General features: G+C 62.4%; 12 protein-coding genes. 9 read left to right on the plus strand and 3 right to left on the minus strand.

Annotated elements, in window-relative coordinates; all coding sequences use genetic code 11:
* A complete protein-coding gene (locus PDR5_RS16130; protein WP_064597069.1) occupies nucleotides 1-1146 on the plus strand; it encodes a sterol desaturase family protein in 1146 nt (381 codons plus the stop codon).
* Nucleotides 1143-2219 (plus strand): SMP-30/gluconolactonase/LRE family protein, encoded by a 1077-nt coding sequence (locus tag PDR5_RS16135; protein ID WP_064597073.1) that lies wholly within the window; start codon nucleotides 1143-1145, stop codon nucleotides 2217-2219. The genes PDR5_RS16130 and PDR5_RS16135 overlap by 4 nt, the downstream gene beginning before the upstream one ends.
* 108 nt (nucleotides 2220-2327) lie before the next feature.
* Here PDR5_RS16135 and PDR5_RS29890 read toward each other — a convergent pair whose 3' ends face one another.
* Together PDR5_RS29890 and PDR5_RS16140 are read right to left on the minus strand one after the other, a co-directional pair.
* The gene (locus tag PDR5_RS29890) at nucleotides 2328-2498 is read right to left on the minus strand and encodes a hypothetical protein (RefSeq protein ID WP_172829489.1); all 171 of its coding nucleotides are present in this window, start codon (nucleotides 2496-2498) and stop codon (nucleotides 2328-2330) included.
* A gap of 109 nt (nucleotides 2499-2607) precedes the next feature.
* Nucleotides 2608-2850 (minus strand): YdcH family protein, encoded by a 243-nt coding sequence (locus PDR5_RS16140; protein ID WP_064597076.1) that lies wholly within the window; start codon nucleotides 2848-2850, stop codon nucleotides 2608-2610.
* Nucleotides 2851-3055: 205 nt separating this feature from the next.
* Between PDR5_RS16140 and PDR5_RS16145 the strand changes: the two genes are divergently transcribed.
* The 7 genes from PDR5_RS16145 (at nucleotide 3056) to PDR5_RS16175 (ending at nucleotide 9243) form a co-directional block, all read left to right on the plus strand.
* Nucleotides 3056-3577 carry a DUF4142 domain-containing protein gene (locus PDR5_RS16145; protein ID WP_039768854.1) on the plus strand — a complete coding sequence of 174 codons (522 nt, stop codon included), beginning with the start codon at nucleotides 3056-3058 and terminating at the stop codon, nucleotides 3575-3577.
* A gap of 239 nt (nucleotides 3578-3816) precedes the next feature.
* Nucleotides 3817-4668, plus strand: coding sequence for an STAS domain-containing protein (locus PDR5_RS16150; RefSeq protein ID WP_064597079.1), 852 nt, complete (start codon nucleotides 3817-3819; stop codon nucleotides 4666-4668).
* Between the two features lie 3 nt (nucleotides 4669-4671).
* On the plus strand, nucleotides 4672-5034 hold the full coding sequence (locus PDR5_RS16155; protein ID WP_011334518.1) for an STAS domain-containing protein: 363 nt from the start codon (nucleotides 4672-4674) through the stop codon (nucleotides 5032-5034).
* Nucleotides 5031-5435, plus strand: coding sequence for an anti-sigma regulatory factor (locus PDR5_RS16160; RefSeq protein ID WP_039768856.1), 405 nt, complete (start codon nucleotides 5031-5033; stop codon nucleotides 5433-5435). The genes PDR5_RS16155 and PDR5_RS16160 overlap by 4 nt, the downstream gene beginning before the upstream one ends.
* Entirely contained in the window at nucleotides 5432-6442 is a 1011-nt protein-coding gene (locus PDR5_RS16165; RefSeq protein WP_064600859.1) for an ATP-binding protein, read from the plus strand. Before PDR5_RS16160 ends, PDR5_RS16165 begins: the two co-directional genes overlap by 4 nt.
* Nucleotides 6435-7310: a sensor histidine kinase gene (locus PDR5_RS16170; RefSeq protein WP_064597082.1), complete on the plus strand. Its 876-nt coding sequence runs from the start codon at nucleotides 6435-6437 to the stop codon at nucleotides 7308-7310. Before PDR5_RS16165 ends, PDR5_RS16170 begins: the two co-directional genes overlap by 8 nt.
* Nucleotides 7300-9243, plus strand: a complete 1944-nt coding sequence (locus PDR5_RS16175) for a response regulator (RefSeq protein ID WP_064597085.1) — start codon at nucleotides 7300-7302, stop codon at nucleotides 9241-9243. The genes PDR5_RS16170 and PDR5_RS16175 overlap by 11 nt, the downstream gene beginning before the upstream one ends.
* A 51-nt stretch (nucleotides 9244-9294) precedes the next feature.
* Here PDR5_RS16175 and PDR5_RS16180 read toward each other — a convergent pair whose 3' ends face one another.
* A complete protein-coding gene (locus PDR5_RS16180) occupies nucleotides 9295-11928 on the minus strand; it encodes an excinuclease ABC subunit UvrA (RefSeq protein ID WP_064597088.1) in 2634 nt (877 codons plus the stop codon).
* Between the last annotated feature and the right edge of the window lie 28 nt (nucleotides 11929-11956).

Genomic DNA, 11956 nt, shown 5'->3' on the forward strand with positions numbered 1-11956 from the left:
GTGAGGCAGACCACCGAGGCATTTCGCAGCCGTTACCGGGCGGCGATCCATCCCCGCTACAACCCTTGGCTGCACGGCGCGTTCGTGCTGCTGTTCGGTGTGTTGGCCATCGGCGCGTTCTGGAGCAGCGTGCACCAGGTGCGGCTGCTGGAATGGCTGACCGTGCCGCTGACCTTGCTGTTCTTCAATTTCGGCGTGTACATGGTGCACCGCCACCTCGGCCATCATAAAAAAAGCTTCGCGCGGATGTTCTACGCCCGGCATGCCGGCGATCATCACAGTTTCTTCACCCCCGGCCACATGACCTACGACGGCGCCCGCGACTGGCGGGTGATCCTGTTCCCGGCCTGGCTGATTGTCCTGCACACGCTGGCGATCACCCTGCCCCTGTGGTGGCTGTTCGCGCAGGTCAACAGCAACGTCGCCGGACTGTTCGGTGGCTGCATGGTGTTCGGTTACCTGACCTATGAAGTGTTTCACGCCTGCGAGCATCTGCCGCCGCAGAACCCGCTGACCCGCCTGCCGTGGATCCGCCAGATGCGCCGTCTGCACGAGCTGCATCACCGTCGCGAGCACATGCAGGAACGCAATTTCAATATCGTTTTTCCGTTGATGGACTACCTGTTCGGCACCCTCTACCGGGAGCCGGAAACCGCCCCTCTGACCGATTCGAGAACGCCCATGACCCGCATGCAGCACACAGTCGATATCGCCGGTGATCCGATTGCCGTCCTCGCCTACGCCGCCACCGTCAGTCGCTGGCCGGAGTGGCACCCGTCTTCGCTGAAGATCGACGGCCCGAGCGGTGCGTTGCATGCCGGCGCACGATTCGACGAGGACATCCATGCCGGCGGTCGCGAGGGGCATTTGCGCTGGGAGGTCACCGAGTACCTGCCCGGCCGACGCTGGTGCGCCCGGGCCCAGGGTGATCAGGGTCTGTCGTTGCGGCTGACCTATGAATGCTCGGCGCACAACGCTGCCACGCGGTTCGTGCGCACCCTCGATTACCAGTTCGAAGGGATCGGCCTGCGCATCGCCAACCATCTGCTGCTCAAGCGGCGCATCGAGCGCGAGTCGGCAACGTCGATGCTGGCCCTGCGCGACATGGCCACCCGGCATCTCGCACTTGCGGGAGCTCACGCGTGAGATGGCGTTATCTGCTGTTGCTGCTGATTGTCGGGGTTCTGGGCTTTTTGCTGTTGATGCCGACCAGGGTCGAGCCCGTGGCCTGGACGCCGCAACCGGCGCCCTCGCTGACCGAAGGCCAGTACGCTGACAATCAGCGGCTCAAGGGCGCGGCGCAAGTCGGCCCGAGTAACATCGAAGGCCCGGAAGCGCTGCTGCTGGAAAACGACTTTTTGATCACCGGACTGCACGACGGACGCCTGCTGCGCACCAGTCTCGATGGCCAGCAGCGCAAGGTGCTGGCCGATACCGGCGGCCGGCCGCTGGGGCTGGCGCGGCATCCCAACGGTTTGCTGGTGATCGCCGACGGGGTCAAGGGTTTGCTGTCCCTTGATGCACAGGGGCAACTGGTGGCGCTGACCACCGAAGCCAATGGCCTGCCGTTCGGGTTTACCGATGACGTGGCCATCGACAAGTCCGGGCATTACGCCTACTTCAGCGATGCCTCCAGTCGCTGGGGTTACGGCCACGATGGCGAAGCGATCATCGAGCATGGCGGCGACGGGCGCCTGCTGCGTTACGACTTCCAGACCGGAAAAACCAGCGTATTGCTGGACAGGCTGGAGTTCGCCAACGGCGTGACCCTCGGCCCGGAAGACGCCTATGTGCTGGTCAACGAAACCGGCGCCTACCGTATCAGCCGCTATTGGCTGACCGGGCCCAAGGCCGGCACCCACGATCTGTTCATCGACAACCTGCCGGGGCTGCCGGACAACCTGGCGTTTAATGGTCGGGATCGGTTCTGGGTGGCGCTGTATACGCCGCGCAATCCGCTGCTGGATCGCACCGCTGAACACCCGTTCGTACGAAAGATAATCGTGCGGGCCATGACCGTCGTGCCCAAACCGGTGGAGAAGCGCGGGTTCGTGCTGGGGCTGGATCTGGACGGCAAGGTGATCGCCAATCTGCAGGACGCAAGCGCCGGCAATTACTCGCCGATCACCACGGTGCGCGAGTATGGCGACTGGCTGTATTTCGGCTCGCTGAAGGCCACGCACATGGCGCGGATGCCGTTGGACGCCGCCTTGAAGTGAGGCCCTGGACTTTGTATTGAGTCGACTGGCCCTATCGCCAGCAGGCTGGCTCCCACAAAGAATTTGCATCCCAAATGTGGGAGCCAGCCTGCTGGCGATAGCGGATAGTCAGTTACTGGATCTATCGAAGGTTTCCGGGTCTTCGTCCTCCGGCACTTCCTCGCTCTTGCGTTCCTCTTCAGGATTACGGACGGTATGCGCCGGACTATAGGGCTCGGGATGGGTGGGAACCGGGTCGAATGCACCCTGCTCTTCACTGGGGAATTTTGGATCTTTCATAAGGCACCTCGTTGAGAGTCGCAATGTGAAGACTCTGAACATTCGAGGTGCCGGTCGGGGCTGTCGTTCCAGTCAATTCACCACCGCAGGCCGGTGGTGCGACTGACGGTCAGGATCGAGCCTGCAACTGCTCGACGATTTTGTCTTTGACCTGCAGGCGTTTCTCTTTGAGTTTCTTCAGGGTGTCGTCGCTCGGCGCATCCGAGGTCGCCGTCTCGGCCTTGACGACGTCGGCGTCCGCCTGGGAATACTTGTTGATCAGTGCATCCAGATGTGGATCCGCGGTGCGTCGTTGCTGGATCTCTTCCTTTGTAAGTTTCAAGTCCTGTAACAAATCATGGGTCACCGGCATGGAACACCTCCGTCAGTTGATCGGCAGCCAACGCGACCGATTGCGCTGGCCAGGTATCAGAATGGCCTCGGTTGGCCACTTCTGTCGACCACCTGTCAGACCAGCGGTGTCCGTTCGTCGCCCTTTCGCAAATGCGATAAAACCTTTGGTCGGCGAACTCCCTCCATTGAATAACGCTCACAAAAACCTGCGTGGAGAAACACCAATGGACGGATTCAAACTGCGTCATCTCTTTCTGGCCGTTGCGTTGAGCACCGGCATGGGCTCGGCTTTCGCCGCTACCGACAACGATTTTGTCGACAACGCAGCGGCCGGCGGCATCGCCGAAATCGAAACCAGTCGCCTGGCGCTGGAAAAAAGCCAATCCGCCGACATCAAAGCGTTTGCCAACATGATGATCACCGACCACGGCAAGGCCAACGATGAACTGGCGACGATTGCCAAGGCCAACGATATCGAGGTGCCGGACACCACGACCCTGGTCAAACAGGCCAAGGAAAAAATACTCGAAGTCCGTGATGAGTCGTTCGACGCCGCCTATGCCAACAATCAGGTGAAGGCTCACGAAGAAACCATCGAGCTGTTCAAGAAACAAGCCAACACCGTGACCGACGACAAAGTCAAAGGCGCCACCGAACTCAAAGCCTTTGCGCAGAAAATGCTGCCGGCGCTGGAGAAACACCTGGCCCACGCCAAAGAGCTGCAGGCCAAACACCCCAGCAAGTAACCGCCAGGTACGCAAAGAGGCCGCCTCCATTGGACGCGGCCTCTTTGCGTTGGGGCTTTGTTGCAGGCAAAAGATCAGCATTCCTAGCCGCGCCGACTAGAGTTACCGGTGCGTTACTTGCGCCAGATCAAAATATCCTCGGGGGAACGAACAACTATTTCGAACGGCCAAGGTCATTCACTTCGCGCCGGTCATTTTCCGAAGAACCGGCCCCCAATTCGCAATGGAGCAACAGGCACATGGCAGCACTGCAGAACAGCACACTCGATGCGATTAAAAACAATCAGGTTCAACTGCTGGGCGAATGGATCAAGGGACTGCAAGACAGCGGCGCCACCCGCAATCTCAAAGAACACGACTTGCAGCAGCAGACCAGTGAATTCCTGCAACTGGTGGTCAGTGGCCTGAAAAACGACAGCGGCACCAACATCACCGCGCCGGGCTGGGAAGGCATGCGCCAGTTCCTCGAAAAACTCTCCCATAGCCGCGCCCAGCTCGGTCAGGATTCCCAGCAGACCGCCAGCTTCATTTTCTCGCTCAAGGGCCCGCTGTTCGCCCTGCTGCAAAACCATTATCAGGACCAGCCCGCCCTGCTCGCCGAACAGCTTTGGGAAATTTCCGAATTGTTCGATGCTTTCGGCCTGTACACCATTCGCACGTTCCAGAAATCCCGTGAAGCGGTGATCAAGCGCCAGCAGGAAGAACTGCTGGAGTTGTCGACCCCGGTGGTCAAATTGTGGGATGGCGTGCTCGCGCTGCCGATGATCGGCACCCTCGACTCGCAACGCACCCAGGTGGTGATGGAATCGCTGCTGCAACGCATCGTCGACACCGGCTCGGAAATCGCCATCATCGACATCACCGGCGTGCCGACCGTCGACACCCTCGTGGCCCAGCACCTGCTGAAAACCGTCACCGCGATCCGCCTGATGGGCGCCGACTGCATCATCAGCGGCGTGCGTCCGCAGATTGCCCAGACCATCGTCCACCTGGGCCTCGACCTGCAAGGCGTGGTCACCAAAGCCAATCTGGCCGACGCACTGAAGCTGGCCCTGACCCGTCTGGGCATCACCCTCACCAAGACGGTCTGAACAATGGAACGTATCCCGATTCTTCAGATGGGTGATTTCCTGCTGGTGACCATCCAGGTCGACATGCACGACCAGCTCGCCCTCACCTTGCAGGACGACCTGTCCGAGCGCATCAGCAAGACCTCCGCGCGCGGGGTGCTGATCGACATCTCGGCGCTGGACATGGTCGATTCGTTCATTGGCCGGATGATCGGCACCATTTCCGGCCTGTCGAAAATCATGGATGCCGAAACCATGCTCGTCGGCATGCAGCCGGCGGTCGCCATTACCCTGGTCGAGCTCGGTCTGTACCTGCCAGGCGTCAGTACCGCGCTGAACGTCGAGCGCGGCATGAAACTGCTGCAGGAACGAGTACGCCAGCAATGACCGTGCGCAGCAGCGGTACCCAACCGATCAACATCGAGCAGGACGTGGTGCTGGCCCGGCAACAGGCGCGCAAACTGGCCACCGAATGCGGCATGCGCCTGATCGACCTGACCAAACTGGTGACTGCCGTCAGCGAGCTGGCGCGCAACACCATGGTGTATGGCGGGGGTGGCGACATGGACTGGCAGATCCTCGACGACAACCACAAGGTCGGCCTGCGCCTGACGTTCCGCGACGAAGGCCCGGGCATTCCCGACATCAAACTGGCGATGACCGACGGCTGGACCTCCGGCAGCGGTCTGGGCCTGGGCCTGACCGGGGCAAAGCGTCTCGTGGACGAATTTGAACTGGACACCGAGCCCGGCAAAGGCACTCGCATAACGATCACCCGATGGACATGAACATCAGCGGGACATTGACCCAGGTGTTGGTGATCGAGGACAGCAGCCAGATCGGCCATGCCCGGCGTACGGCCCAGCGTCTGGCCGAGCAACACGGTTTTGGCGAAAGCGACGCAGGCCGTGTGGCGCTGGTGGCCACGGAGCTGGCGAGCAATGTGCTCAAGCATGCCGGGCGCGGGGAATTGCACCTGCGCCTGTTGCCCCGTCAGGGTGACGACGGCATCGAGATGATTGCGGTCGACCGTGCCCAGGGGTTTGATCTGGACGCGTGTCTGGCGGACGGCTTTTCCACCGGTGGCACTCAGGGCATCGGCCTCGGTGCAGTGGCTCGACAGGCGGATATCTTCGACGTATTTGCCGATCATCGCGGCGCCGTGCTGCTGGCTCGTCTGTACCCGCGCAGCGACCGTCAGGCGGATCTGCCGTATGGTGTCAGCCAGCACTCGCTGCACAACGATCCAGCCTGCGGTGACGTCTGGCATCTGGCGATTCATGGCCGTGACATCAGTGCCCTGATCGTCGACGGTCTGGGCCATGGCGAGGACGCCGAGCGTGCGGCCCGTGCAGGAGAGAAAGCCTTTGCCCTGAGCCCGTTCGGTGCGCCGACGCTGCTGATGGAAGACATGCACCGCGAGATGATCGGGAGCCGGGGTGGCGCAGTGGCATTCGCGCAGTTTCACGCAGGGCGTGCCAGTCTGTCGTTCACCGGTGTCGGTAACATCGGTGCCAGCCTGATCGCCTCCGACAAGTCGCGCGGACTGGCCTCGCATCCAGGGATAGTCGGCGGCCAATACCGAAAAGCCCAGCGCTTTGACTATGCTCACGTGAACGGACATCTATTGATCATGTACAGCGATGGCTTGCAGTCCCGTTGGAACCTTCAAGACTACCCCGGTCTGGTGCATCGCCATCCCGCCGTGATAGCCACCGTCCTGCACCGCGATTTCTGTCGCGGGCGCGACGATGTAACGGTGCTGGTCGTTGCCCTGGAGGCAGCCCATGGCTGAGTCCCCGACACTGAGCAATGCCGAACAGGCTGCGTTGATCGCCCAGTTGCAGAACGAAACCGCTGCGTTGCGCGAAGAGCTCGACGAAACCAATCAGGGCGTGCTCGCGCTGTACGCCGAACTCGACACTCAGGCCGAACAACTGCGCCAGGCGTCCGATCTGAAAAGCCGCTTTCTGTCGTACATGAGCCACGAGTTCCGCACACCGCTGGGCTCGATCCTGAGCATCAACAGCCTGCTGGCCGACGAACTCGACGGCCCGCTCAGCCCCGAGCAGCACAAACAGGTGGCCTTCGTCAGCAGCGCCGCCCGGGAACTCAGTGACATGGTCGACGACCTGCTCGATCTGGCGAAGATCGAGGCCGGACGCATCAGCATTTCTGCGGCGTGGTTCGACATGTTCGACCTGTTCGCGGCGTTGCGCGGAATGTTCCGGCCGATTGTCGACGCCACCGCCGTCGACCTGATTTTCGAGGAGCCGGTAGGCCTGCCGCGTCTCTATACCGACGACAAGAAGCTCGCGCAGATTCTGCGCAACTTCATTTCCAACTCGCTGAAATTCACCACCCGTGGTGAAGTAAGGATCTCGGCACGCCTTGAGGGTGAGGACAAGGTACGGTTCGCCGTCAGCGACACCGGTATCGGCATCGCCCCCGAACTGCACGGCACCTTGTTTGAAGACTTTTCTCAGGTCGACTCACCGCTGCAAAAACGCCTGCGCGGCACCGGGCTCGGCTTGTCCCTGTGCAAACGCTTCGCCGAACTGCTCGGTGGCGAGGTCGGCGTCCAGAGTACCCCGAGCGTGGGTTCGTGCTTTTTCGTGATCATCCCGTTGGCGATCGCCCAGGAGAGCGTCGATGAAACATGACATCCGTCTGTTGATTGTCGACGACAACGTCGCCACCCGTTATGCCTTGCGCCGACGGCTGGAACGCCACGGCTATGAGGTGTCAGAGGCCGGCACCGGTGGCGAAGGCCTGGCGTTGATCGCCAGTGAAAAGCTCGACGCGTTGATTCTCGACGTCAACCTGCCGGACATGAGCGGCTTCGATATTGTCCGCGAACTGCGCGCCGACGCCCGCACCGCCCTGCTCCCGGTGATCCACGTGTCGGCCGCGTCGATCCAGACCGGCGACATCATCACCGGCCTCGATGCCGGGGCCGATGCGTATCTGATTCACCCGGTCGATCCCGATGTGCTGCTGGCAACATTGCGCACCCTGCTTCGGGTGCGCGACACGGAGAACGCGTTGCGCGAAAGCGAGGCGCGTTTCCGCGAGATCTTCGTCAACATCTCCGCGCCCATCGCGGTGCTGGATGCCGACCTGAAAGTCCACGAGTGCAACCACGCTTTCTCCCAACTGATCCAGGACAACCGCGACCCGCAGACCCTCAGCGAATGCTTCGCCGAGGATCAGAGCGCGATCCTCGACGAACTGCGCCTGCGGCTGGTGGATGGCGAACGCTGGAAAGGCACGCTGAACATGCGCGTGCAGGGCGAGATCCGTGAGACCGAGTGGCAAATTTCCCCCTACCGCACCCCGAAACTGAGCCTGGTGTTCGTCGAAGACGTCACCGAACACCGTCACCGCGAACGTTCGCACCTGGCGCGACTGGACGACACCACCACGCAACTGGCCAAGGAAGTCGCCGACCGGGTACGCGCCGAATCGCAACTGCTGCAAGTACAGAAAATGGATGCGCTGGGCAAACTTACCGGCGGCATCGCCCATGACTTCAACAACTTGCTGACCGGGATCATCACCAGCCTCGAACTGATCCAGAAACGCGTCGCCGATGCGCGCCCGGACAAGGTCCAGTTCTATGCCGAAGCGGCCCTGAGTTCGGCGATGAGCGCGGCCTCGCTCACCCATCGCCTGCTGGCTTTTGCCCGCCAGCAACCGCTCGACACCCGTCCGGTGGACATCAACAAGCACGTCCGCTCGCTGGAAGAGTTGCTGGTGCGCACCATCGGCGAACGCATCGCCCTCAAACTGGAAATGACCACCAAACCTGCCATCGCGCTGGTCGATCCGATCCAGCTCGAAAGCGCAGTGCTCAACCTGGTGATCAACGCCCGGGACGCATTGCCACGGGGCGGCAATATCTGGGTCAGCACTTACGCGGCGTATTCCCACGGCGACCCGAACCTCGCCGATGGTTCCTATGTGGCGCTATCGGTGCGCGATGACGGTACCGGCATCGAGCACAGCGTCATCGATAAGGTGTTCGAGCCGTTTTTCACCACCAAACCGCTGGGCCAGGGCACCGGGTTGGGGCTGTCGACGATCTACGGTTTCGCTCGTCAATCCGGTGGCGATGCGCACATCCGCAGCGTGGCGCGACGCGGCACCGAAGTGACGATCATGCTGCCGGCCACCAGTGATCCGACCGCTGTCGATGTGGCCCCGGTGACCATCGATCCGCAAGGCTCGGGCGAACATGTGTTGATCGTCGAAGACATGCCGGCCGTGCGCCTGTTCGTCACCGAAGTGCTGGAAGACGCCGGCTACCGCTGCACCCAGGCAGCCGATATCGAAACCGCGCTGGAGCGCTTGCAAAACGACTCGTCGATCGACCTGCTGCTGACCGACGTCGGCCTGCCACGCATGACCGGCCGTGAACTGGCGGACGTTGCCCGGGGCTGGCGTGAAGCGCTGCCGATCCTGTTCATGACCGGTTACGCGGAAACCGCGATCAACCGCCAGGTGTTCCTCGGGGCCGGCATGGAGATGCTGGTCAAGCCGTTCCAGATCCGCGAGTTGCTGGACAAGGTGCGCCGCACGCTCGACGGCGCCTGATACACCGCCATTGCGTGCAAGCCCGCGATGAGGCCCGCCCAGGCGACGCAGTTATCGGTTCAAGGCACGGGCTAGAAACGGCGCAGTCCGGCTCTTCTTGCTCGCCGCCACTTTCTGCGGCGTACCGGCCACGACGATCTTGCCGCCCTGATCCCCCGCGCCCGGGCCGATGTCGATCACCCAGTCGCTCTGCGCCACCACGCGCATTTCATGCTCGACCACGATCACCGTGTGCCCGGCCGTGACCAGCGTATCCAGTTGCTCCAGCAAGCGGTCGACATCGCGCGGGTGCAACCCGGTGGTTGGTTCATCCAGCACATACAACGTCGCGCCACGCTGGTTGCGCTGCAGTTCGGTGGCCAGTTTGATGCGCTGGGCTTCGCCGCCGGACAACTCGGTCGCCGGTTGCCCGAGGCGCAGGTAACCGAGACCGATGTCGCGCAGCACCTCTAGCGAACGGCGGATCGCCGGTTGCTCGGCAAACACCGTCACCGCTTCGTCCACCGTCAGTTTCAGCACCTGCGCGATGCTCAAGCCCTGCCAGACAATGGCCAGGGTTTCGGGGTTGTAACGCGCGCCGTGACAGGTCGGGCACGGCGCATAAACGCTGGGCATGAACAGCAATTCGACACTGACAAAGCCCTCGCCTTCGCAGGTCGGGCAGCGACCCTTGGCGACGTTGAAGGAAAATTGCCCGGCGTCGTAACCCGCCGCTTTCGCCTCATCGGTCGCGGCAAACAGCTTGCGCACGTTGTCGAACAGCCCGGTGTAGGTCGCCAGATTCGAACGCGGCGTGCGGCCGATGGGTTTCTGATCGACCTGCACCAGACGCTTGATCGACTCCAGCCCGGCGCTGACCTGGCCGGTGCTGGCAGACGGGGTATCGTCTTCCAGATTGAGTTCTTCCGGCTCGGCGTCACTGACGCTGCGCCCGAGTTGTGCGCCGACCAGTTCCAGCAGCGCCTGGCTGACCAGACTGGATTTGCCCGAACCGGAAACACCGGTGACCGAGGTGAAACAGCCCAGGGGAAATTCGGCGCTCAGGTTATTCAGGTTGTTGCGAGTGACGCCGTCGAGCTTCAACCAGCCGGACGGTTTGCGCGCCGTACGGGTCGACCGTTGCTGTTCGGCGAACAGATAGGCGCGGGTCTGCGAGTCCTCGATCGCGGCCAGCCCCGGTGGCGGTCCGCTGTAGAGAATTTGCCCGCCCTTTTCACCGGCCGCCGGGCCGACGTCGATCAGCCAGTCGGCCCGGCGCATGGTGTCCAGATCGTGCTCGACCACAAACACGCTGTTGCCGTCGGCCTTCAGGCGCTGCAAGGCTTCGAACAGCGCCTCGCCGTCAGCCGGGTGCAGGCCGGCGGAGGGTTCGTCGAGCACGTAGATCACGCCGAACAGTTGCGAGCCCAATTGAGTGGCCAGTCGCAGGCGTTGCAATTCGCCGGACGACAGGGTCGGCGTGCTGCGCTCCAGCGCCAGATATCCGAGCCCGAGATCGGTCAGGGTGCTGACCCGCTCCAGCAAGTCCTCGGCAATGCGCTGCGCGGCCAGGCGTTTTTCCAGCGACAGGTTCGGCGTATGGCGCACGTCCGGCGCGTTGGCGTGGCCGCTGGCGCCATGAGCCATGCGCTGCTGGCGGGCTTCGCGGGTCTGGCTGTGGGTCAGGGTTTCACCGCTTTCATCGGCGTGTTCCAGCCAGCTCGCGTCCGCCACCGGCTTCAAGACTTCGGCGACTTGCAGCAGCGGCATCCGCGACAACTCGCCGATGTCATGCCCGGCAAACGTCACCGACAGCGCCTCGCGCTTGAGGCGCTTGCCATCGCACAGCGGGCAAAGGCTGCCGAGCATGAACTGCGACACGCGCTTCTTCATCAGCGCACTTTGCGAATGGGTAAACGTGTGCAGGATGTAGCGCCGGGCGCCGGTGAACGTGCCTTGATAGCTCGGCTCCATGTTGCGCTTGAGGGCGACGCGGGTTTCTTCCGGCGTCAGCCCGGCGTACACCGGAACGGTCGGTGTTTCCTCGGTGAAGAGGATCCAGTCACGCTGTTTTTTCGGCAGTTTGCGCCACGGGATATCGACATCGATGCCCATGGTCACCAGGATGTCGCGCAGGTTCTGCCCCTGCCAGGCCAGCGGCCAGGACGCCACGGCACGCTGGCGGATGGTCAGATTCGGATCCGGCACCATCAACGCCTCGGTGACCTCGTAAACCCGGCCCAGTCCATGGCATTGCGGGCAGGCGCCTTGCGGCGTGTTCGGTGAAAAATCCTCGGCATACAGCATCGGCTGACCCGGCGGATAGCTGCCGGCGCGCGAGTACAGCATACGGATCAGGCTCGACAACGTGGTGACGCTGCCCACCGACGAGCGCGTGCTCGGCGTGCCGCGCTGTTGCTGCAGGGCCACGGCCGGGGGCAGGCCTTCGATGGAATCGACGTCCGGCACGCCGACCTGATCGATCAGCCTCCGCGCATAGGGCGCCACCGATTCGAAATAGCGCCGCTGGGCTTCGGCATACAGCGTCGAAAACGCCAGCGACGACTTGCCCGAACCCGACACCCCGGTGAACACCACCAGTGCATCGCGAGGAATGTCGACGTCCACGTTCTTCAGATTGTGTTCACGGGCGCCGCGCACGCGAACCATGCCGGCGGCAGAACTGGAATTGCGTCTGGAAGTCATCGGCCAGCCTTGGTCAGGGGATTGGAGC

The sequence above is a fragment of the Pseudomonas sp. DR 5-09 genome, assembly GCF_001655595.1.
In the GTDB taxonomy this organism is placed as follows: domain Bacteria; phylum Pseudomonadota; class Gammaproteobacteria; order Pseudomonadales; family Pseudomonadaceae; genus Aquipseudomonas; species Aquipseudomonas pharyngis.

Coding starts and splice junctions, on each gene's coding strand:
- PDR5_RS29890 (WP_172829489.1), bottom strand. CDS start 2,498: ATGAAAGATCCAAAATTCCCCAGTGAAGAGCAGGGTGCATTCGACCCG.
- PDR5_RS16160 (WP_039768856.1), top strand. CDS start 5,031: ATGACCGTGCGCAGCAGCGGTACCCAACCGATCAACATCGAGCAGGAC.
- PDR5_RS16145 (WP_039768854.1), top strand. CDS start 3,056: ATGGACGGATTCAAACTGCGTCATCTCTTTCTGGCCGTTGCGTTGAGC.
- PDR5_RS16165 (WP_064600859.1), top strand. CDS start 5,432: ATGAACATCAGCGGGACATTGACCCAGGTGTTGGTGATCGAGGACAGC.
- PDR5_RS16150 (WP_064597079.1), top strand. CDS start 3,817: ATGGCAGCACTGCAGAACAGCACACTCGATGCGATTAAAAACAATCAG.
- PDR5_RS16180 (WP_064597088.1), bottom strand. CDS start 11,928: ATGACTTCCAGACGCAATTCCAGTTCTGCCGCCGGCATGGTTCGCGTG.
- PDR5_RS16155 (WP_011334518.1), top strand. CDS start 4,672: ATGGAACGTATCCCGATTCTTCAGATGGGTGATTTCCTGCTGGTGACC.
- PDR5_RS16170 (WP_064597082.1), top strand. CDS start 6,435: ATGGCTGAGTCCCCGACACTGAGCAATGCCGAACAGGCTGCGTTGATC.
- PDR5_RS16175 (WP_064597085.1), top strand. CDS start 7,300: ATGAAACATGACATCCGTCTGTTGATTGTCGACGACAACGTCGCCACC.
- PDR5_RS16140 (WP_064597076.1), bottom strand. CDS start 2,850: ATGCCGGTGACCCATGATTTGTTACAGGACTTGAAACTTACAAAGGAA.